Source organism: Afifella aestuarii (assembly GCF_004023665.1).
Lineage (GTDB): Bacteria > Pseudomonadota > Alphaproteobacteria > Rhizobiales > Afifellaceae > Afifella > Afifella aestuarii.
Window position 1 is genome coordinate 1,098,168 of the sequence record NZ_SAUF01000001.1, and the last position, 20,154, is coordinate 1,118,321.

Consider the following 20,154-nt stretch of genomic DNA (forward strand, 5'->3'; position numbering starts at 1 on the left):
ACGAGGCGGTGAACTCCCGCCCCCGCGGCGGAGCAATCGAGGAGTGAGACATGAACCGACTGACGAAAGGTATTGCCGCCGCCGCCCTCCTGGCTGCGTTCGGCACCTCCGGCGCCTTTGCGCAGGATCAGCAGGAACTGAACTTCGGCATCATCTCGACGGAATCGAGCCAGAACCTGAAGACGGTCTGGGATCCGTTCCTTGAGCAGATGTCCGAGCAGACGGGCCTCAAGGTGAACGCCTTCTTCGCCTCCGATTACGCCGGCGTCATCGAAGGCATGCGTTTCGGCAAGGTCGATGTCGCCTGGTACGGCAACAAGTCCGCGATGGAGGCCGTCGATCGCGCCAATGGCGAGATCTTCGCGCAGACCGTCGATGTGGAAGGCAATCCCGGCTACTGGTCGGTGCTGATCACGCAGGCCGACAACGACAAGATCAATTCGCTCGACGACGTCTTGAAATGCGACAAGTCGCTGGATTTCGGCATCGGCGATCCGAACTCCACCTCCGGCTTCCTCGTGCCGACCACGTTCATCTTCGCCAAGAACAGCGTGACGCCGCAGGATTGCTTCAAGACGGTGCGCAACGCCAATCATGAGGCGAACGCGATGGCGACGGCCAACGGTCAGGTCGACGTCGCCGCCAACAACACGGAAAATCTCCGCCGCCTGGAAGTGACGGCGCCTGAAGCGCGCAAGAAGATCAAGGTCATCTGGCAGTCGCCGCTGATCCCGTCCGACCCGCTCGTCTGGCGCAAGGATCTCGACGAGGAGACCAAGCGCAAAGTCTACACCTTCATCATGAGCTACGGCCGCCTCGGCACGCCCGAAGAGGTCGCCGGAGCGCGTGAAGTCCTCGAGGGTCTCGGCTGGGCGCCGTTCAAGCCGTCTTCCGATGCGCAGCTCTATCCGATCCGCATCATGGAAATCACCAAGCAGGAAGCGAAGATCGAAGCGGCCGACACGATGTCGGATGATGAGAAGAAGAGCGAACTCGAAAAGCTCGATTCCGAGAAGGCCGAGATCGAAAAGCTGATGGACAAGGTCCCGCAGGCCTGAGGCTGAAACCTTTGTTGATCTGGCGCCGGACCCTGGGTCCGGCGCTTTTCACTGGAGAGACGAATGGCGATAGCCACACAGGCTGAGAAGACGGTCTCGGTCCCCCCGCGCAGTTTCACCGACCGGCTCTACAGCTATCTCGTCTGGGGCGGCATCGCGCTGGTGCTGATCTGGAGCTGGGGGCCGGCCGAGATGGTGCGCTTCCTCAACCTCTTCACCGATGCCGGCAATATGGCCGACTACGCGGGCGGCTTTCTCTCACCGAACTTCCGTGACTGGCATTATTACGTCGAGGAGATGATCCTCACCGTGCAGATCGCTGTCTGGGGCACGGTGCTGGCGATCGTCTTCGGCATTCCCTTCGCACTTCTGTCGTCCTCGAACATCGCGCCGATCTGGATCGTGCAGCCGGTGCGCCGTCTGATGGATGCGACCCGTGCGATCAACGAGCTCGTCTTCGCCGTCCTCTTCGTCACAGCGGTCGGGCTCGGCCCCTTTGCCGGGGTGATGGCGCTTTTCGTGCATAATACAGGTATTATCGCGAAGCTCTTCTCAGAGGCCGTGGAGGCGATCGATCCAAGGCCTGTCGAAGGCATCCGCGCCACCGGCGCGACACGCCTGCAGGAGATCGTCTTCGGCGTTGTTCCGCAAGTCGCCCCTTTGTGGATTTCGTTTTCGCTCTATCGCTTCGAGACGAATGTGCGCCAGGCGACGGTTCTCGGCATCGTCGGCGCGGGTGGTATCGGGCAGGTGCTGTTTGAATCGATCCGCTCTTTCCTCTACGCCGAGACAGCGGCGATCATCCTGATCGTCATCGTCACCGTCTCCATCGTGGACATCCTTTCGGCACAATTGCGCAAAGTGGTGATCTGAGGAGACACCAACGAAAGATCCCCATGCGCGTCGCCATCTATTTCACTCCAGCCGTTGACCATCCGATCACCCAGGCCGCCAATGACTGGATCGGCCGTGATCTTTCCGATGGTCCGGTCCAGCAAAAGGCTGTGGGTGCCTTGAGTGCCGAGGAAGTGCGCGCCATCACCGAGGCGCCGCGGCGTTACGGCTTCCACGCCACGTTGAAGCCGCCGTTCGCCCTCGTCGACGGCGCGTCGGAGGAGGATGTGGATCAGGCGTTGCGCAACTTCTGCGCTGAGCATGGTGTCATCGAACTCGGGCCGCTCGAGATCCGCGCCATCGGGCCCTTCTTTGCGCTCGTGCCGCAGAATGACGTGCCCGAGGTTCGGGCGCTCGCGGACGCGGCGGTGGAGGCGTTTGAGCCGTTTCGCGCGCCCCTGAGCGATGAAGATCGTGCACGCCGCAGGCCGGAGGAGCTCACCGAACGCCAGCGCGACTATCTCGATCGCTGGGGCTATCCTTATGTCTTCGATGAATTCCGCTTCCACATGACACTGACTGGCCCGGTCTCAGGCGAGCGACGCTCGATCGTCGAGGGTGCGCTTCACCAGCATTTCGGTTCCGTCATCGAAACCTCGCTCGCGCTCGACGGCGTCTCGCTTCTCACCGAGCCGGAGCGTGGAGCCTTTTTTCAAGTTCACGCCCGCTGCAATCTGCGCGGGCCCAGCGAAAGAAAACCCAACACATGAGCGAAATCGTTTTTCGCAACGCCCGCATGGTCCTTGCCGATTCGGTTGAATGCGGCGATCTCGTGGTCGCCGGAGAGATGATCCGCGAGGTCGCCGATCCTGGGACCGGGTCGGGTGGTATCGATCTTGAGGGTGACTGGCTGCTGCCGGGGCTTGTGGAGCTCCACACCGATCATCTCGAGGGCCATTTCGCACCGCGTCCTGGTGTCCGGTGGAATCCGGCCGTTGCCGTGCAGGCGCATGATGCACAGGTCGCGACCTCCGGCATCACGACGGTGCTGGATGCGCTTCGGGTCGGCGCCGACGAGGATGCGCGCGTGCAGGTCCAGGAAATGCGCGGGCTCGCCGATGCGATCGAGGAGAGCCAGGACAAGGGCCGGCTCAGAGCCGAGCATTTCGTGCATCTCAGATGCGAAGTCTCTGCTTCCGACGTGATGGACGGTTTCGCGCTTTTCGAGAACGATCCACGGCTCAAGCTCGTCTCGCTGATGGATCACACGCCCGGACAGCGGCAGTTTGCGAGCTTCGACGCTTACAAGATCTATTATCAGGGCAAGACGGGTATGGACGACGAAGCTTTTCAGAGCTTCGTCGATCGCCGAATGGCGGAGGGGGGACGCTGGTCTGCCCAACACCGCAAGCTCATTTCCGATCTCTGTCGTGAGCGCGGTATCCGGCTGGCAAGCCATGACGATGCGACTGAGGCCCATGTCGCCGAGGCTATCGAGTTCGGTGTGCATGTGGCGGAGTTTCCGACGACCGTCGCGGCGGCTCGCGCTTCCAAAGAGGCGGGTATGCAGGTTTTGATGGGGGCGCCCAACATCGTGCGCGGCGGTTCGCATTCCGGCAATGTCGCCGCAGCCGAACTCGCCGCGGAGAACCTCCTCGACGTGCTTTCTTCGGATTACGTGCCTTTCAGCCTCATCCAGGCGGTGTTCGCGATATCGGAGATCGTCGAGGGTGTGGATCTGCCGCAAGCCGTCGCCATGGTCTCGGCCAATCCGGCAAAAGCGGTCGGGCTCGGCGACCGCGGCGTGATTGCGCCCGGCAAGCGCGCCGATTTCGTTCAGGTGCGTTTCGACGACGGCGTGCCTGTGGTGCGGTCGGTCTGGCGCCAGGGGCGTCGCGTCGCGTGAATGATCCACAGCCTTTTCGCACCGGCACCTTGGTGCTGGTCGTCGGTCCGAGCGGGGCCGGCAAGGACAGTCTGATCGACTATGCGCGGCAGAGGCTTTTGGATGTGCCTTACGTGGTTTTCCCGCGTCGCACGGTGACGCGGAGCGAAAGTGATTTCGAAGACAATCTCACCATGAGCGAAACGGAGTTTGATGACGCGGCGGCGGCGGGGGCCTTCGCTCTCTCCTGGGAGGCGCATGGGCTCGCCTATGGCATCCCGAAGGCGATCGAGGCGGATCTCGCCGGCGGGTCCTCGGTCGTCGTCAACGTCTCGCGCATGGCGATTGAGCCGGCGCGCGCGAAATACCGGCCATTGCGCGTCGTCGTGGTGAGTGCACGTCGGGATGTTCTTTTTGAAAGGCTCAATGCGCGCGGGCGCGAGAGCTCGGAGGAAATCGCGCGCCGTCTCGATCGGGCCGATCTCGTCTCGGTCACCGGCAAGGACGTCACCGTCATCGACAATTCAGGCCCGATCGATGTGGCGGGGGAGGCGTTTGTGTCGCTCTTGCAAGGCTGTATCCGAGGCAGGCAAGAGCGTTAGACAAGTGTCACATGGCTCTGTTAGCCGGTGGCGGATTCTCCGCCTCTACCTCAAAAGGACGTCCAACATGATGAAGCCAATCCTCGGGCTTGTGGCTGCGGCCTTTGCCCTCGGCATGGCCGGCAGCGCTGCCGCAGAGCCCTCGGGCACGCTCACCGTCTACACCTCGCAGCCGAGCGAGCAGATGCAGAGCGTGATTGCGGCGTTCAACAAGGATTATCCGGACGTTCAGGTAGAGCTCTTCCGCTCCGGGACGACCGAGGTGATGAACAAGCTGCTCGCGGAGTTTGCCGCAGGTTCCTCGCCCGCCGATGTTGTGCTCATCGCCGATGCCGTCGCCATGACGCAGCTCAAAAATGACGGTCGGCTGATGACCTATGACGATGCGCCGATCGCCGATATTCCCGACGCGCTCATCGATCCCGACCACACCTTCTTCGGCACCAAGCTCATCACCACCGGCATCGTTTACAACACCAATCTCGTCGATAAGGCGCCGACCTCCTGGGCGGACCTGAAGGCCGAAGACGTCGCTTCCAAGACGACCATGCCGTCGCCGCTTTATTCAGGTGCCGCCGTCATCCATGTCGGCACCATGGTGCAGCAGCCCGAGTTCGGCTGGGATTATTATGAGGCGCTTGCCGACAACGGCGCCATCGCCGGGCAGGGCAATGGCTCCGTCATCGAGGCCGTCGCCCGCGGCGAGAAGGCCTATGGCATCATGATCGAATACATGGCCTTCAACGCCAAGAAGAAGGGCTCACCGGTCGAGTTCGTGTTTCCGCAAGAGGGCGTGACCGCGATCTCGCAACCCGTGGCGATCCTGAAGTCGACCGACAATGCGGAAGCCGCCAAAGCCTTCGTCGATTGGCAGCTTTCCAGGAAAGCGCAGGAACAGTCCGTGGCTCAGGGCTATTTCCCGATCTTCGACGATGTGACGCCGCCCGAAGGATATCCGAAGGTCGGCAGCCTCAAGATCCTGCCGACAGACGCCGAGACGCTTCTTGAAAACGACCAGGCCAACAAGGAGAATTTCGCTGAGCTCTTCGGCGGTTGATGTCGGTACGGCGGGCGCGGCCTCCTCGCGCCTGCCTCTCTTGCGCTTGCTTGAGCGCCATTTCCTCCTCGTTCTCGTTGCCCTCTATCTTGCGGCCTTCGCTTTGTGGCCGCTTGGACAACTCTTCGCCGAGGCACTGGCGGCCAACAAAGAGGGCGTGCTTTTCGGCACGTTCCTCGATCAATGGGAAAGCCGCTCCGCGATCCGCGCCCTGAGCCATACGCTCGAGGCGTCGTTTCTCTCCACGCTCGTCTCCGTCGTGATCGGGGCCGTTGCCGCCGTGCTCCTCGTCCTCACCGATATGCGGTGGAAGGGCGCGATCGTCTTCATGCTGCTTTTGCCGCTCCTGATCCCGTCGCAGATCATGGCACTCGCCTGGATCGAGCTCACCGGTCCGACGAGCCTGATCCTGGCGCCGCTCGGGCTTGCACCCGAACCCGGCATGACCAACCCGCTTTACTCCAAATGGGGCATCGTGATCGTCATGGGCGTCGAGCATGCGGCTCTCGTCTTTTTGACGGTGCGCGCGGCGCTTTCTTCATTGCCCATGGATATCGTCGAAGCGGCGCAGCTCGCCGGCGCCCGGCCTCTTCGTATCGTCATGCGCATCTTGATGCCTCTCGCCTTTCCCTCCGTCCTGAGCGGGGCTGCGCTCGCTTTCGTCGCTTCGATCGGCAATTTCGGCGTGCCGGCACTTCTCGGTATCCCGGGGCGCTACACGATGCTGACGACGCTCATCTATCAGCGCCTGCAAGGTTTTGGGCCGCAGGTGCTTGGTCAGGTCGCGGCCCTTGCCGTCATTCTGACTCTGATCGCCGCTGCTGGCCTTCTCATTCGCAGCCTCGTCGCGCGGCGTTTCGGAGCTGCCGTGGAACGCACCAGTGCGCCGCTCGTGCCGTTCCCGCTCGGCCGCGCGCGTTTGCCGGTCGAGGGTGTGTTTCTCGCCTTTCTGGCCGTCATTGCCATCCTGCCGCTCTTCGCCCTCGTCGGCACGTCGCTGTTGCCAGCGCTTGGCGTGCCACTGTCGTTCGAAACTCTGACGCTGGAGAATTATCGCTTCGTGCTTTTCGGCTACGAGGCGGCGCAGCGTGCCTTTATCAACAGTTTCGCTCTCGCGCTTTCGGCCGCGATGATCAGTGCGGCGGTGGCCCTGCCGCTCGCCTATCTTTCGGTGATCGAGCGGCGTCCGCTTGCGCGCCTTCTCGACCTTTTCGCCGATGCGCCCTATGCCATTCCCGGCACGGTGCTCGCCATCGCCATTATCGTCGTCTTCCTGCCGCCGCTTCCTGGTCTCGGCGTCAGCCTCTACAATACCGGCTGGATCATCTTGGTCGCCTATCTCGCCCGTTTTCTCGCCCTCGTTCTGCGCCCGACGGTCGCTGCCATGGAAAGCCTCGATCCGGGCATGGACGAGGCGGCGCGCGCTGCCGGTGCCGGCATGCTCACACGCCTCAAGGCCGTCGTCGCGCCGCTTCTCGCGCCGACGCTCGCGGCCGGTGGGCTTCTCATTTTCATGCAGGCTTTCAATGAGCTCACCGTTTCGGCGCTTCTTTGGTCGAGCGGATGGGAGACGCTCGGGGTCATGGTCTTTTTCCTGCATCGGGAAGGAAACACGACGGCGGCCGCGGCGCTTGCGACGCTCGCCTTGATCGCGGCACTCGGGCTTGCCGGCGTCGCGGCCCTCTTTGTGCGAAAGCTGCCTTCCGGAGTTGTGCCATGGCGGGGATGAGAGCCTCTGGTCTCGGCAAGCGTTTCGGCGAGACGGACGCCCTGCGTGCGGTCGACCTTGCCATCGAAAACGGAGAGTTCCTGGCGCTTCTCGGGCCTTCCGGTTGCGGCAAGACCACGCTGTTGCGCTTGATCGCCGGCTTTGAAGTGCCGGATGCGGGCGAATTGCACCTCGGTGACGCGGTGGTGGCGCGGGCGGGCTGGGCGTTGCCGCCGGAAGAGCGCAATGTTGGCATGGTGTTTCAATCCTATGCGCTCTGGCCGCACATGTCGGTCGCCGACAATGTCGGCTTTGCACTCAAGGTGCGCGGTCTCGACGCCAGCGAATGCCGCCGGCGGATCGAGGATGCGCTCGAACTCGTGGGGCTTGGCGGCCTCGCCAGGCGCAGGCCGGCGGAGCTGTCGGGCGGGCAGAAACAGCGTGTCGCGCTTGCCCGCTGTCTCGCCATGCAGCCCTCTGTCGTTCTTCTCGATGAACCGCTCGCCAATCTCGACGCGCATCTGCGTGAGGCGATGCAGATCGAGTTTCGCCGCTTTCACCGTGAGATCGGTGCCACCTTCGTCTACGTGACGCATGACCAGAGCGAGGCGATGGCGCTTGCCGATCGGGTCGCGGTGATGGATCGCGGCGCTTTGCAACAGGTCGCGGCGCCGCGGGAGCTCTACGCGGAGCCCGAAACCGAGATGGTGGCACGTTTCGTTGGACGCGGCATGGTCCTGCCGGTGACGGTTCTCGGGCATGAGAACGGCTTCATCGTCGCGGAGGCTTTTGGTGCGCAGATGAGGGTGAGGGGGCATGCGACGGCTGGAGAAGAGCGCCTTCTCTGCGTCCGACCTGCCGACCTCGCGCTGGATGGTGCCGGGATGGAAGCGCGCGTCACCGCAGCGGCTTTCCAAGGGGCGGCGACCATCGTGTCGGCGCAAATCGAACAAGGAGAACATGTTTTGAGGCTCGAATGCCATGGTCTGCCGCCTGAGGAAGGCGCGGCTGTCAGAATTTCCGTGCGTGATGGCTGGTTGCTGCCGGCGGGACGCGCGTGATGGCGTTGACGTTCAAGGCGCTGTCAGGGCTCGGCCCGAAACAGCCGGCGACCTTTCTCGTCGAGGCGGAGGGGCGGCGCATCATCTTCGATCTTGGAGAGGAGAAGGCGACCGGCCGACGTGCCGATCTTTCAAATCTCGGCAAAGTCGACGCCGTCGTCATCAGCCATGGGCATTTCGACCATATCGGTGCGCTCGATAGCCTGGAGACGCTCGGCCATCCGGCACTTTATGCGAGCGGATCGGTGCTTGCGCGTATCGACCGGCCGGCCAACGCGCGGGAACTCCCTGCGCAGGGCGAGACGGAAATCGCCGGCCTTCGCGCGAAGACCGGGCGCAACGGGCATGCGATCGGCGGGGTTTGGACCTTCCTCGATGTCGCGGGTGGATTTATCTATATGGGCGACCACACGGATGAATCGAACGTCTTCGCCTTCGATCCGCCGCCTGAAGCCGCGACCATCGTTCTCGATGCTTCCTACGGCGATGCGGACGAGCCGCGGTCGGCGCAAATCGGTGATGTGCTGCAGCTCACGGCAAGCGGACGTGTGCTCATCCCGGTCCCTCCGGATGGGCGCGGAATCGAGATGGCGCTGATTGCCGACGAGGCTGGGCGCAAGATTGCGATCGACGAGAACGTGCGAACATATCTTCGGCGCATCGCCGGTCCCGATCGCGAATTTGCCGCGCCGGGCGTGGCGGAACGCGCCGGGCGCCTTGCCGAACGCGCAGATGATGCGGCCGATCCCGGGGCCAAGGCTGACGTCTTTCTCGCCGCCGATGCCGATGGGGATTTCGGCGTGAGCGGGGAGATTATCGATCGCCAAATGCGCGACCTCTCCGTCGTCTTTACCGGTCATCTGCACAAATCGACGCGCGGGTACAAAATGGTGCAGGAAGGGAACGCCGTTTTCCGCCGCTACAACGTGCATCCGACATTGCCGCAGAACGTACGTCTGGCGCGTGCCGTGAACGCCTCAACGGTGGTTCCGGCCTTTGCCGATCCGGCGCATCTCAGCGCGTTCGAGACCGCTTTCGCGCCTGCCCGTGTTGATCTCTCCGGTGCATTCGCGATCGGCTGAAGCTCACGCCATTTCCGTGATCGTCTTGCGAAAGCGGGTCAGCGCCAGGGTGAAGAGGACCGCTCCGATCGCTGCGATTGCGAGGAATTGCGGCCACACGACACTGAAGCCTGCGCCGCGATAAAGGATCGCCTGCGCCAGCGAGACGAAATGCGTGTTCGGTGCCGCGAGCATGATCGTCTGGACGATATCGGGCATGCTTTCGCGCGGCGTCATACCGCCTGAGAGCATCTCGAGCGGCAGAAGGACGAGGATCAGCAGAAGCCCGAATTGCGGCATCGATCGCGCCAGCGTCGCCAGGAAGATGCCGATCGATGTCGAGGCGAAGACATGCAGCGCGGTGCCCGCCAGGAAAAGCGCGATCGACCCTTCGATCGGCACCGAAAGAAGCCCCTCGATGACGACGGTGAGCGACAGGAAGCAGGATACGACGACGACGAGGCCCATCGCCCATATCTTGGCTGCCATGATCTCGAACGGCGTCACCGGCATGACGAGAAGATGCTCCACTGTGCCATGCTCGCGCTCGCGGATGAGGGCGGCTCCCGTCAGCACGATCGACAGGAGCGTGATGTTGTTGATCACCTCCATGATGGAGCCGAACCAGGCGCGGTCGAGGAGCGGATTGAAGCGGGCTCGCAGCTCCAATTCGACCGGGAGCTGATCGACGGCACGGTAGTGGCGGGCGAAATCCTCAACCTCTCCCAGAACGATCGACTGGATATAGCCTGATCCCGTGAAGGCCTGGGTGACGAGCGTTGCATCGACATTGAGCTGCAAAGTCGGCGTGCGCCCGGCGAGCATGTCGCGTTGGAAATCGGGCGGAATGACCAGCGCGAACGTGTCGAGGCCGGCATCCATCCGCTGGTCCATTTCCGAAGCGGTGATCATCTTCGGAGGCACGAAATAGGGTGGGTAGAAGTCCGAGACGATGCGGGTCGAGAGCGGTGATCGGTCCTCGTCGACGATGCCGATGGTGGCGCGGTTGAGGCTTTCCGGCATCGAGGTGGCCGCCGCATAGACGCCAAGCGTGAAGGCATAGACGATGAGGATGAGCATCATCGGATCGCGCACCAGGCTGCGCAGTTCCTTCACCCCGAGATTGCCGATATTGGCGAGCCGCATGTCACCGCTCCTGTTTTTTGAGGAGGAGCGCGGTGGCGGCAAGGAGCACCGGGGTCGCGAGCGCCAGCGGCAGGAAAGCTCCGCTCAGCTCCGAGAATCCGAGGCTCTTTGAGAAGGTGCCGCGTGCGATCGTGAGAAAATGCGCCGTCGGATAGATCTCTCCGACCAATCTGCCGATGCCTTCGAGTGCGGAGACCGGATCCGTCAGTCCGGAAAAGTTGACGGCCGGAAGGATCGTCAGGATCGCAACGCCGAAGATCGAGGCGATCTGGCTTTTCATGAAAGTCGACATGAAGAGGCCGAGAGCGGTTGCCGAGCACACGTAAAGGAAGGCCGCCGTTGCAAGCGCGAGAAAACTGCCTTTGAAGGGGACTGCGAAAACCGTCACGGCTAGCGCCGTCAAAAGCAAGAAGCTCAGCCAACCGAGAATGACATAGGGGATCTGCTTGCCGAGCAGAAATTCCAGCTTCGTCGTCGGCGTCACGTAGAAATTGACGATGGAGCCGAGTTCCTTTTCGCGCACGACGCTCAAAGCCGCCAGCATCGCGGGGATCAGCATCAAGAGGATCGGGATCACGGCAGGTACCATGGCGACGATACTCTTCACGTCCGGATTGTAGCGGAAGCGGGTTTCCAGATCGACGAGACCGGCAAGGCCGGTCGAGCGGCCGGTTTCCTTCGCCTTGGCGAGCAGCCACTGGGTGTGCATCCCTTGCACGTAGCTTTTGATCGTCTCCGCCCGTGTCGGCATGGCGCCATCGATCCAGGCGCCGATCTCGACATTGTCGCCGCGCGCGACATCGCGGGCGAAGCCCGGCGGGATTTCGATCGCCAGACCGATTTTTCCCGCGCGCATGCGCTGGTCGAGATCTTCGTAACTCGTGATCGGCGGTTTCTCGATGAAGTAGCGTGAACCGGCGATGTTGAAGGCATAATCGTGCGACAGGCCGGTCTGGTCTCGGTCGAGGACGGCGAAGCTCAAATCCTCCACGTCGAGACTGATGCCGTAGCCCATGATGAACATCAAAATCACGCTGCCGACGATGGCGAGCGTCAGGCGGATCGGGTCGCGGCGCACCTCCTGGCTTTCGCGGCGCGAATAGCTCGCCACGCGGCGCAGATCGAAGAAGCGGCGTGCGGGTCGCGTCTCAGGCGCCGGATCCTGGGTGACGAGGGCCGTTCCCTTCGGCGCCTGTTCCTCATCCGCCCCCGCCTCTTCCAGATAGGAGATGAAGGCATCTTCGAGAGAGGCAGCTCCGCGCTTTTCGACCAGGTCTTTCGGCCTGTCGGTCACCAGCACCTTGCCGGCATGCATGAGCGAAATGCGGTCGCAGCGTGCCGCCTCGTTCATGAAGTGCGTCGAGATGAAGATTGTCACCCCGTCGCGTCGCGACAGCTCGACGATCATCCGCCAGAACGCGTCTCGCGCGACGAGATCGACGCCGGAGGTGGGCTCGTCGAGGATGAGCATCTCCGGCTTGTGGATCATGGCGACCGCGAGCGAGAGACGTTGACGGTGCCCCAGCGGCAGGGAATCGGGGAAATCGTCGAGGATTTCGGCGAGGTCGAAACGTTCCACCATCTCGCGGATGCGCGCCGGAATGTCTGCCTCCGGCACCCGAAAGAGACGGGCATGGAGCTCGAGGTTCTGTTTCACCGACAGCTCGGTGTAGAGCGAGAAGGCTTGCGACATGTATCCCACCCGCTCTCGGGTGGTGAGGTCGCGCGGATCGACCTCTTCGCCGAAGAGAAAGGCCCTGCCTTCTGAGGGGGCGAGCAGGCCGGTCAGCATCTTCATCGTCGTGGTTTTGCCGCAGCCATTGGAGCCGAGGAAGCCGAAGATCTCGCCGCGCGGGATACGAAAGCTCACATGGTCGACGGCGGTGAAGGCGCCGAAGCGCATGGTCAACCCTTCCGCCTCAATGGCGGGGACGCCGTTGTTCTCTTGTGCCTGCGGCGGGATGACGACAGGCTGATAACCGGCCTGCTTTTCCTCGGGTAGGAGCGCGATGAAGGCGGCCTCGAGCGTCTGCGTTCCGGTTTTTGCCAGAAGCTCGTCCGCGGTTCCCGTCGCGAGCACCTGCCCGCCATCCATGGCGATGAGCCAGTCGAAACGTGCAGCCTCTTCCATATAGGCGGTGGCGACCACGACGCTCATGGTCGGTCGTCCGGCCCGGATCTGGTCGATCAGTTCCCAGAATTGACGGCGGGAGAGGGGATCGACGCCGGTCGTCGGCTCGTCGAGGAGAAGGAGGTCGGGATCATGAATGAGCGCGCAGCAAAGTCCGAGCTTCTGCTTCATGCCGCCTGATAGCTTTCCCGCCGGCCGCGTCAGGAAGGGTCCAAGGCCGGTGGCTTCGGTCAGCTCGTGAATGCGGCGTTCGCGCTCCGCCTTTCCGTTGCCAAAGAGGCGGGCAAAGAAATCGAGGTTTTCAGACACCGACAGTGTCGGATAGAGGTTCTTGCCGAGCCCTTGCGGCATATAGGCGATGCGCGGGCAGACGGCGGCGCGGTGGCCGGAATCCTTCATGCTGCCGCCGAGCACCTGCACTTCACCCTTCTGGATGCGGCGGGCGCCGGAGATGAGGGAAAAGAGGCTCGATTTGCCGACGCCGTCGGGGCCGATGAGCGCCACGGCGCGCCCGGCCGGAATGTCGAGGGTGATATCGTCGAGCGCCTGCGTGGCACCAAAGCGCAGCCCCACATGCGCGAGGGTTGCGACGGGCGGGGGCGTCTCGCGGTCGGAAGGGACGGTCGGGAGGGGCGGCTTCATTCTGCGCCCGTCATCGCGCCCCCGGGCTCAGGCTCGGGCGCGCCCTTTTGCGGCAGATTGACCTTGAGGTTATCCGGCCACTCAGCGCTGCCGTCGATCTTCACATAGGCCATCCCCGGCAGCCCCGTTTTCACGTAGCGGATATGTTCCTTCAGAAGGTCGGTGGGGATTTGGGCCTTGATGCGGAACATCAGTTTCTGCCGCTCTTCGGCGGTTTCCACCGTCTTCGGCGTGAATTGAGCGACATCGGCGACGTAGGAAATGGTCGCCGGGATCACATATTGCGGGGCGGCGTCGAGGACTATGCGGGCTTCGGCACCGAGCGCCACGCGACCTGCCTGAAGTGTCGGCAGGAAGAACGTCATGTAGACATCCGACAGATCGACGAGGTTCAAAATCGCGCTGCCGGCATTTACGACTTCGCCAGGCTCGGCGATGCGGTACTGCACGCGCCCGATCCGCGGCGATGTGAGGGTGCTGTCGTCGAGATCTGTCTTGATCCGCTCGACCGTGGCACGCATCGCGTCCACCTGTGCCTCCGCCGTCACGACGCCCGAGCGTGCATAGCCGAGAGCCGCATCGGCGGCTGCCACTTTGGCCTTTGCCGCGGCAAGGGCGGCCTTGGCGCCTTCGAAAGCGGCCTTGTCGTCGTCGTATTGTTGCACGGAACCGGTGCCGCGTTCCTGCAAGGTCTGGCTGCGGGTAAGACGTTTTTCCGCGGCTTCGAGCGTCGCCTCTTGCTGTGCAACGGTGGCTTCGGCGGCTTCTTTTTCCGCCTGGCGCTGCGTGACCTGGCTGTTTGCCGTTTCGATGCCGATCTCGGCAGAGCGCAATTGTGCCTCGGCTTCGCGCAACTGCGCCTCAAGCGTAGCGGTATCCATCTTGGCGAGTTTTTCGCCGGCGGCGACATAGTCGCCTTCTCGCACATAGACGTCCTGCAGGCGGCCGGCCGTCTTGCTTGCGATGTCGATCTCGACCGCTTCGATCCGGCCGTTGCTCGAGGCGAGGGCTGCGTTCTCGTTCTCGCCGGTCACCATGGCCCTGATTTCGGGCCAATAGGAATAACCGACGCCGAGGATGAGAGCCGCGACGATGAGGACGAGGAGAAGCTTTCTTGTCATGGAGGCGGGCCGGTCTTCGCTGGCGGCGTGGGAGCCGCGGCAGGCGCCGCCACTTCGCTGCCGCTTCGCCTAAAAGGTACTCCGGCGGACCTATCCTGGCAAGCCGAAGCTTGAGCCGATCATGGGTCCCTCATGTTTATAGACCAGCCGATGCGCGGTGGCATGCCCGCGAAAGAAATAGCCGCTCCGCAAGGCTGCGGAGCGGCTTTTGATCAGGCCGCGACGACGGCCGATTGGCTTGCTGCCAGCCCGTAGAGGTTGCGCTGCCCGGGGACGAGCGTGAACTTGCTGCTCACACCAACGACCGTCTCGGCGCCGCCGAGCACGAGATAGCCGTCCGGCCGCAAATTGCGGGAGACCCGATCGAGGATGTCACCCTTCGTGGTCGCGTCGAAGTAGATCAGCACATTGCGGCAGAAGACGATGTCGAGCATGCCGAGGGTCGTGAAGGAGTGCAGCAGGTTGAGATTTCTGAACGTCACCATGCGCCGGATATCGTCGGAAATCTGCCAGTTTTCTCCACTCTTCTTGAAATATTTGAGGAGGAGCTGAACCGGCAGGCCGCGCTGAACCTCAAACTGCGTGTAGATGCCGGCGCTCGCCCGTTTCAGCATGTCGTCGGAAATGTCGGTCGCGATGATCTCGACCTTGCGACCGCCGACCATGCCTACTTTCTCGCGAAGGATCATGGCGAGAGAGTAGGGCTCCTGGCCGGAGGAGGCTGCCGCGCACCAGATGCGCAAAGGCTGCGTCACGGGGCGATTGCGCAACAGTGTCGGCAGCATCACGTCGCTGAACAGGTCGAACGGCGTTTTGTCTCGGAAGAAAAAGGACTCGTTGGTCGTCATCGCATCGACGACCGCCTTGCCGATTTCCATGGAACCCTGCCGCAACTTTGCGGCAAGTGCTGCGATGCTCGGCAGCCCGAAATGCGTCGCTACCGGAAGCAGACGGGACTCGAGCAGGTAGGTTTTCCCCTCCTGCAGCACGAGACCCGATTGCGCCTTCAGATATCTCTGGAAGAACTCGTAGTCCGCAGGTGTGATCATGAGCGTCCCCCTGAGATTCGCCGAACCACGCGGGGTCCGATTTCCGTTATCGGTAGAATTTCGGAGCAGGCTCCGACCTCTGCGGTTGCGCCTGGCATGCCCCAGACCACGCTCGAAGCTTCGTCCTGCGCGATGACGGCGCCGCCGCCGTCGGCGATGATGGTCGCGCCCTTGGCACCGTCGGAGCCCATGCCGGTGAGAACGAGAGCAAGGGTCGCGCTGCCGTAGACGTCGGCGATCGATTGAAACATTGGATCCACTGCCGGCTTGCAGAAGTTGACGGGCGGTGCATCCGAGAGCTTGATCACCGTGGTGCCGTTCGATTTTGCCACCAGCATGTGCTTGCCACCCGGAGCCACGTAGATGTGACCGGGACGGACGGGCTCGCCATCGATCCCCTCGGCGGCCGGACGACCCGACGCCTTGGCGATGTGCTCGGCCAGGATCGTGGTGAAGGTCGGCGGCATGTGCTGTGTCACGAACACCGGGATGGTTGTCAGCGCACTGCCGGCATCGGTGAAGAAGCGCGTCAGTGCCTGCGGACCGCCAGTAGAGCTGCCGATCGCCAGGGCACGCACCGCGCTCATTGATGCGGGGCGCAGACGGACCTTAGGCTTGGCCGCGGCGGGGATGACAGCCGCACGTGCGGCTGCCGGCGCCGATGCCCCCGGCGTCTGCCGGGCGGTGGCCGGAGCCGGCGTGCGGAAGCTCTTGCCGCGACGAACCCCGGCACCAAGGCTGCGTACCTTGGAAATCAGGTCGTGGCGGAAGTCGGCCGCGGCCAGCAGGCCGTTGGTGGAATCGGGTTTGGGGACGTAATCGGCTGCTCCCAAGGTCAGAGCACGAATGCTGACCTCGGCGCCACGGCGCGTGAGCGTCGAGGCCATGATGACGGCCGTGCCCGGTCGCTTTTCGAGAATGAGGGGCAGAGCCTGCAGCCCGTCCATCTCCGGCATCTCGATGTCGAGAATGGCGACATCGGGCTGGGACCGGACGACGTCATCCACCGCCCGCCGCCCGTTGGGATGGGAGGCGATGAGAGTGAGGTCCGGCTCCTCGGAGATCCAGCGGGAGAGGATGCCGCGAATGAACGCGGAATCATCGACCACCATGACACGGATAGGCTCGTCGCTCTTCGGGCGGACCGCAGCGGGGCGGGCGCCAGGCGGAGGTGCGGCGATCGCGTTCATGTTGCCCTCGCCAGAATGCCGACGGATTCCAGCTTCTCGCGCAGGATGTCGGCGTCATAGGGCTTCATGATGTATTCGTCGGCACCGTCCTCGATGGCGCGCGCGATGTGATCGAGATCATTCTCGGTCGTGCAGAAGATCACCCGCGGAGCCTCACCGTCCGGCCGCTGGCGCAGAGCCCGGAGGAAATGCGGACCGTCGGTGACCGGCATGTTCCAATCCAGAAGGATCGCATCCGGCATTGCTTCCTGGCACCGCTCCATCGCGGTCTCGCCATTGTCGGCTTCGCGCACCTGGAAGCTCATCTCTTCCAGCATGCGTCGGGCCACCTTTCGAACAACGGAGGAATCATCCACCACAAGGCAGGTTTTCATCGCGGGCTCCTTGGAATGCTGCTTGTGTCAGGCAGCAAGAGCGACAGTTACGCGGGCGAGGGCTGCTTCGACGTCGAGGATCAACATCAATTCGCCCGAGACGTGATAGACACCCTTGACGATCTCCGCCCAGCGCGGGTCGAGGTTCGGGGGGCAGGGCTCGAGCGCCTCTTCCAGGTGCATGACCTCGCCGACCTCATCGATGATGAGGCCGAAAGATTCGCTCTTGTACTCGATGCCGACGGCCATCTTTTCTTTCGCATCGCTCGGCGGGAAGCCGAGCAACTGGCGAAGATCGATGGTGGTGACGATGCGTCCACGCAGATTGAGGACGCCTTCCACTTCTTTCGGAGCGAGAGGAACGCGCGTCACCTGTTCAGGGACGAACACCTCGTGGACCGCTGCGATCGGGAGGCCGAAGCGCTGGCCACCGATGCGGACGGTGACGTACTGATTGGCGGCCGACGTCCGCACGTCGTGGACGTTATGCTGGCTCATGCTGCTTCTCCATAGATCGGGGCGCATTGCTTGATCGCCGCGATGAGTTCGCTGCGATCGACCTTCGTTGCGATGCGATCGAAGCCAATGAGGTTTTCCTCACCCGGGCGCACCCGAGACTTGGGGCTGCCGAGTGCCATCAAGGGGACATGCTGCATGTCCGCCTGGCTGCGAACGGCGGCCGCGAAGGCGGCCGGGTCCATCGCCGGAGTGTCGAGGTCGGTGACCACGAGGTCGAAGCGGTGCCCTTCCGTAATCTGAGCAAGTGCATCTTCCGCGTTCGAGGCCAGCGACACCCGATATCCGGCACTGCGCAGGATCGGCTCCACCATGTTGCGGTAGAAGACGTTGCCGCCGACGAAGAGGAGCTTCTTGCCCTTGCGTTCGGCCTGTTCGGGCGCGTCGCGGAAGGCAATCTCGAGGAAGTGCGAAATGTCGACGATGTCCGTCGCCTTGCCGCCGAGCACAGCGCTGCCGAGAAGCCCCGGTGTCTCGGAGGGAAGCTCGATATTGAGCGGCTCCTGGACGATGTCGACGATTTCGTCGACCACGAGACCCATCGTATTGCCGTTGTCGGAGAAGACGAGCATCGGCTGGGTTCCCGTCGTGCGCTGTTCCACCTCATGGTTGACGTAGACGAGCGGGATGAGCGCACCGCGGTAGTTGAGGATCGGCTGACCGCCGGCCCATTCGACTTTTTCGGTCTCGAATTCCTCGAGACGCGTGACGAGCGACAGTGGCACTGCTTTCGGCTCGCGACCGCCCGCCCGGAAGACGAGCATGGAAACGGCGTCGTTGGTTTCCTCCTGCTCTTCGGCGTCGGCGGTGGCCGCGGCGATCGTCTGATCGATGCTGCTTGCGGCCTGCTGGGCGACACCGTTCGGATCGACGATCATGATCACGCGTCCGTCGCCGAGGATCGTCGAGCCTGAGAACATGCCGATGTGGCGCAGCATGGACGACATCGGCTTCACCACGATTTCTTCGGTGTGGAAGACCGCGTCGACGATGACACCAAAGATCTGATTGCCGACCTGCATGACGGCAATGAAGCCGCTCTCCTGGTCTGCGACCTCGTCTTTGACGCTGCCGAGAAGCGCACCGAGATGAACGATCGGCAGGAGCTTGTCACGCAGCCTAAGGACGGGCGCGTCCTTGAGACGCTCGATCTTGTGCTCGGAATCCGGCTGGATACGGACGAGCTCGACCACGGCCAGCTGCGGCACCGCGAAACGTTCGCCGGCAACTTCCACGATCAGAGCCGGCACGATCGCCAGGGTGAGCGGGATCTTGATGACGAAGGTCGAGCCTTTGCCCTGCGTCGAGCGCACGTCGACATTGCCACCGATGATCTCGATGTTGGAACGCACGACGTCCATGCCGACGCCACGGCCCGACACGCTCGTCACCTTTTCCGCCGTCGAGAAGCCGGCGTGGAAGATGAAGCGATGGATCTGAGCATCCGACATCTTGGCGAGTTCGGCTTCCGTCGCCAGACGGTTTTCCAGCGCTTTCTCGCGGATGCGGTCGGTGTTGAGGCCGCGACCGTCATCGGTGATCTCGATGATGATGTGGCCGCCTTCGTGGAAGGCGGACAGCCGCACCAGCCCCTTCTCGGGCTTGCCGGCGAGGCGCCGCTCTTCCGTCGTCTCCAGACCGTGGTCGGCGGAGTTGCGCACCATGTGGGTGAGCGGATCTTTGATCAGGTCGAGGACCTGGCGGTCGAGCTCGGTATCCGCGCCCACCATCTCCAGCTCGATCTGCTTGCCCAGATCCTGCGCAAGGTCGCGCACGATGCGGGGCAGCTTCTGCCACGCATGGCCAATCGGCTGCATGCGCGTGCGCATGACGCCTTCCTGAAGCTCGGCCGTCACCGTAGACAGACGTTGCAGCGACACCTTGAAGTCGGAATCTTCCTGACGGCGCGCGATCTCCATGAGCTGATTGCGGGTCAGAACCAGCTCAGAGACCATCGTCATCAAATGCTCGAGGGCATCGAGATTGACGCGGATCGACTGTGAAGAGACGCTCGAGCTGTTGTTGTTCGCGGCAGGCTGCTCTTCACCCGGCTTTTTGGCCGGAGTTTCGGGCGCCTTGGCGACCGGTGCCTTCGTCTCTGGCTCTTCCTTTTTTGCAGGCGCCGCTGCGGGAGGAGCCTTTTCTTTGGCTTTGGCCGGAGCCTTCTTCGCCTTCGTTTTCCCCTTGGCAGCGGGGTTTTCCACTTCCGTCTCGCGGAAGATCCGCTCCAATTCGTCGAGCGGGATTTCGCCCGGCATCAGCGGACGTTCCAGCACCTGGTCGACGAGGGTGCCGACGGTCACCTCGGCCTCTTCGACGACCTCCTCTGAAACGGTTTCCCCCGCCGCCATCTTTTCCAGAAGTTCGATGAGGTCTGCGTCGCTTCCTTCAGGCTCCTGCCCGCCGTTCTCTTCGAGCTTCGCCAGGATATCCTTGATCCTGTCGATGGTCTTGAGGACCAGGCTCACCGCTGCCGGCGTGACGGGCACGCCTTCGCGGAACTTGTCCATCAACGTCTCTGCGGCATGGGCAAGCTTCGCGAGGCGAGGCAGACCGATGAAACCGCAGGTGCCCTTGATGGTGTGCACGAGACGGAAGATGTTGTTGAGAATGGCGGCGTTGTTCGGTTCCTGTTCGAACTTCACGAGCTCGACGTCGGCGACGTCCAGGCTCTCGTTCGTCTCAGTCAGGAACTCGCGAAGCAGTTCATCCATTGCGG

The 20,154-nt window shown here is 62.9% G+C and carries 17 protein-coding genes; 9 read left to right on the forward strand and 8 right to left on the reverse strand.

Annotated elements, in window-relative coordinates; genetic code table 11:
• The first annotated feature begins 50 nt into the window (after positions 1-50).
• The 9 genes from phnD to EO094_RS05130 all read left to right on the forward strand — a co-directional run bounded on the left by phnD (position 51) and on the right by EO094_RS05130 (position 9,287).
• Complete coding sequence (gene phnD / locus EO094_RS05090; RefSeq protein WP_128291174.1) at positions 51-1,058, forward strand: phosphonate ABC transporter substrate-binding protein; 1,008 nt, start codon at positions 51-53, stop codon at positions 1,056-1,058.
• A gap of 63 nt (positions 1,059-1,121) precedes the next feature.
• Positions 1,122-1,931 (forward strand): phosphonate ABC transporter, permease protein PhnE, encoded by an 810-nt coding sequence (gene phnE, locus EO094_RS05095; protein ID WP_128291175.1) that lies wholly within the window; start codon positions 1,122-1,124, stop codon positions 1,929-1,931.
• 23 nt (positions 1,932-1,954) lie between these two features.
• On the forward strand, positions 1,955-2,662 hold the full coding sequence (locus tag EO094_RS05100; RefSeq protein ID WP_128291176.1) for a DUF1045 domain-containing protein: 708 nt from the start codon (positions 1,955-1,957) through the stop codon (positions 2,660-2,662).
• Entirely contained in the window at positions 2,659-3,798 is a 1,140-nt protein-coding gene (locus EO094_RS05105; protein ID WP_128291177.1) for an alpha-D-ribose 1-methylphosphonate 5-triphosphate diphosphatase, read from the forward strand. The genes EO094_RS05100 and EO094_RS05105 overlap by 4 nt, the downstream gene beginning before the upstream one ends.
• On the forward strand, positions 3,795-4,379 hold the full coding sequence (gene phnN / locus EO094_RS05110; protein WP_128291178.1) for a phosphonate metabolism protein/1,5-bisphosphokinase (PRPP-forming) PhnN: 585 nt from the start codon (positions 3,795-3,797) through the stop codon (positions 4,377-4,379). Before EO094_RS05105 ends, phnN begins: the two co-directional genes overlap by 4 nt.
• Before the next feature lie 67 nt (positions 4,380-4,446).
• Entirely contained in the window at positions 4,447-5,436 is a 990-nt protein-coding gene (locus EO094_RS05115; RefSeq protein ID WP_205649824.1) for an ABC transporter substrate-binding protein, read from the forward strand.
• Between the two features lie 40 nt (positions 5,437-5,476).
• Positions 5,477-7,165, forward strand: coding sequence for an ABC transporter permease (locus EO094_RS05120; protein ID WP_128291179.1), 1,689 nt, complete (start codon positions 5,477-5,479; stop codon positions 7,163-7,165).
• The gene (locus EO094_RS05125; RefSeq protein WP_128291180.1) at positions 7,153-8,205 is read left to right on the forward strand and encodes an ABC transporter ATP-binding protein; all 1,053 of its coding nucleotides are present in this window, start codon (positions 7,153-7,155) and stop codon (positions 8,203-8,205) included. The genes EO094_RS05120 and EO094_RS05125 overlap by 13 nt, the downstream gene beginning before the upstream one ends.
• Positions 8,205-9,287 (forward strand): MBL fold metallo-hydrolase, encoded by a 1,083-nt coding sequence (locus tag EO094_RS05130; protein WP_128291181.1) that lies wholly within the window; start codon positions 8,205-8,207, stop codon positions 9,285-9,287. Before EO094_RS05125 ends, EO094_RS05130 begins: the two co-directional genes overlap by 1 nt.
• Positions 9,288-9,290: 3 nt before the next feature.
• Here EO094_RS05130 and EO094_RS05135 read toward each other — a convergent pair whose 3' ends face one another.
• The 8 genes from EO094_RS05135 to EO094_RS05170 form a co-directional block, all read right to left on the reverse strand.
• Positions 9,291-10,412 (reverse strand): ABC transporter permease, encoded by a 1,122-nt coding sequence (locus tag EO094_RS05135; RefSeq protein ID WP_128291182.1) that lies wholly within the window; start codon positions 10,410-10,412, stop codon positions 9,291-9,293.
• 1 nt (position 10,413) lies between these two features.
• Positions 10,414-13,185 carry a ribosome-associated ATPase/putative transporter RbbA gene (gene rbbA, locus EO094_RS05140; protein WP_128291183.1) on the reverse strand — a complete coding sequence of 924 codons (2,772 nt, stop codon included), beginning with the start codon at positions 13,183-13,185 and terminating at the stop codon, positions 10,414-10,416.
• Positions 13,182-14,306: an HlyD family secretion protein gene (locus tag EO094_RS05145; protein WP_128291184.1), complete on the reverse strand. Its 1,125-nt coding sequence runs from the start codon at positions 14,304-14,306 to the stop codon at positions 13,182-13,184. Before EO094_RS05145 ends, rbbA begins: the two co-directional genes overlap by 4 nt.
• 212 nt (positions 14,307-14,518) lie before the next feature.
• Complete coding sequence (locus tag EO094_RS05150; protein WP_128291185.1) at positions 14,519-15,355, reverse strand: CheR family methyltransferase; 837 nt, start codon at positions 15,353-15,355, stop codon at positions 14,519-14,521.
• Complete coding sequence (locus tag EO094_RS05155) at positions 15,352-16,467, reverse strand: protein-glutamate methylesterase/protein-glutamine glutaminase (protein ID WP_128291832.1); 1,116 nt, start codon at positions 16,465-16,467, stop codon at positions 15,352-15,354. Before EO094_RS05155 ends, EO094_RS05150 begins: the two co-directional genes overlap by 4 nt.
• A gap of 74 nt (positions 16,468-16,541) precedes the next feature.
• A complete protein-coding gene (locus tag EO094_RS05160) occupies positions 16,542-16,919 on the reverse strand; it encodes a response regulator (RefSeq protein WP_128291186.1) in 378 nt (125 codons plus the stop codon).
• Between the two features lie 27 nt (positions 16,920-16,946).
• The gene (locus tag EO094_RS05165) at positions 16,947-17,417 is read right to left on the reverse strand and encodes a chemotaxis protein CheW (RefSeq protein ID WP_092810291.1); all 471 of its coding nucleotides are present in this window, start codon (positions 17,415-17,417) and stop codon (positions 16,947-16,949) included.
• Positions 17,414-20,149 carry a chemotaxis protein CheW gene (locus EO094_RS05170; protein WP_128291187.1) on the reverse strand — a complete coding sequence of 912 codons (2,736 nt, stop codon included), beginning with the start codon at positions 20,147-20,149 and terminating at the stop codon, positions 17,414-17,416. The genes EO094_RS05165 and EO094_RS05170 overlap by 4 nt, the downstream gene beginning before the upstream one ends.
• Positions 20,150-20,154: the final 5 nt, after the last annotated feature.

Excerpts from the sequence above, each read along its gene's own strand:
- EO094_RS05160 (WP_128291186.1), bottom strand. The coding sequence starts at position 16,919 with ATGAAAACCTGCCTTGTGGTGGATGATTCCTCCGTTGTTCGAAAGGTG.
- EO094_RS05165 (WP_092810291.1), bottom strand. The coding sequence starts at position 17,417 with ATGAGCCAGCATAACGTCCACGACGTGCGGACGTCGGCCGCCAATCAG.
- EO094_RS05105 (WP_128291177.1), top strand. The coding sequence starts at position 2,659 with ATGAGCGAAATCGTTTTTCGCAACGCCCGCATGGTCCTTGCCGATTCG.
- phnE (WP_128291175.1), top strand. The coding sequence starts at position 1,122 with ATGGCGATAGCCACACAGGCTGAGAAGACGGTCTCGGTCCCCCCGCGC.
- EO094_RS05155 (WP_128291832.1), bottom strand. The coding sequence starts at position 16,467 with ATGGTGGTCGATGATTCCGCGTTCATTCGCGGCATCCTCTCCCGCTGG.
- EO094_RS05125 (WP_128291180.1), top strand. The coding sequence starts at position 7,153 with ATGGCGGGGATGAGAGCCTCTGGTCTCGGCAAGCGTTTCGGCGAGACG.
- EO094_RS05115 (WP_205649824.1), top strand. The coding sequence starts at position 4,447 with ATGATGAAGCCAATCCTCGGGCTTGTGGCTGCGGCCTTTGCCCTCGGC.
- rbbA (WP_128291183.1), bottom strand. The coding sequence starts at position 13,185 with ATGAAGCCGCCCCTCCCGACCGTCCCTTCCGACCGCGAGACGCCCCCG.
- EO094_RS05130 (WP_128291181.1), top strand. The coding sequence starts at position 8,205 with ATGGCGTTGACGTTCAAGGCGCTGTCAGGGCTCGGCCCGAAACAGCCG.
- phnD (WP_128291174.1), top strand. The coding sequence starts at position 51 with ATGAACCGACTGACGAAAGGTATTGCCGCCGCCGCCCTCCTGGCTGCG.
- EO094_RS05145 (WP_128291184.1), bottom strand. The coding sequence starts at position 14,306 with ATGACAAGAAAGCTTCTCCTCGTCCTCATCGTCGCGGCTCTCATCCTC.
- EO094_RS05170 (WP_128291187.1), bottom strand. The coding sequence starts at position 20,149 with ATGGATGAACTGCTTCGCGAGTTCCTGACTGAGACGAACGAGAGCCTG.
- EO094_RS05150 (WP_128291185.1), bottom strand. The coding sequence starts at position 15,355 with ATGATCACACCTGCGGACTACGAGTTCTTCCAGAGATATCTGAAGGCG.
- EO094_RS05135 (WP_128291182.1), bottom strand. The coding sequence starts at position 10,412 with ATGCGGCTCGCCAATATCGGCAATCTCGGGGTGAAGGAACTGCGCAGC.
- EO094_RS05100 (WP_128291176.1), top strand. The coding sequence starts at position 1,955 with ATGCGCGTCGCCATCTATTTCACTCCAGCCGTTGACCATCCGATCACC.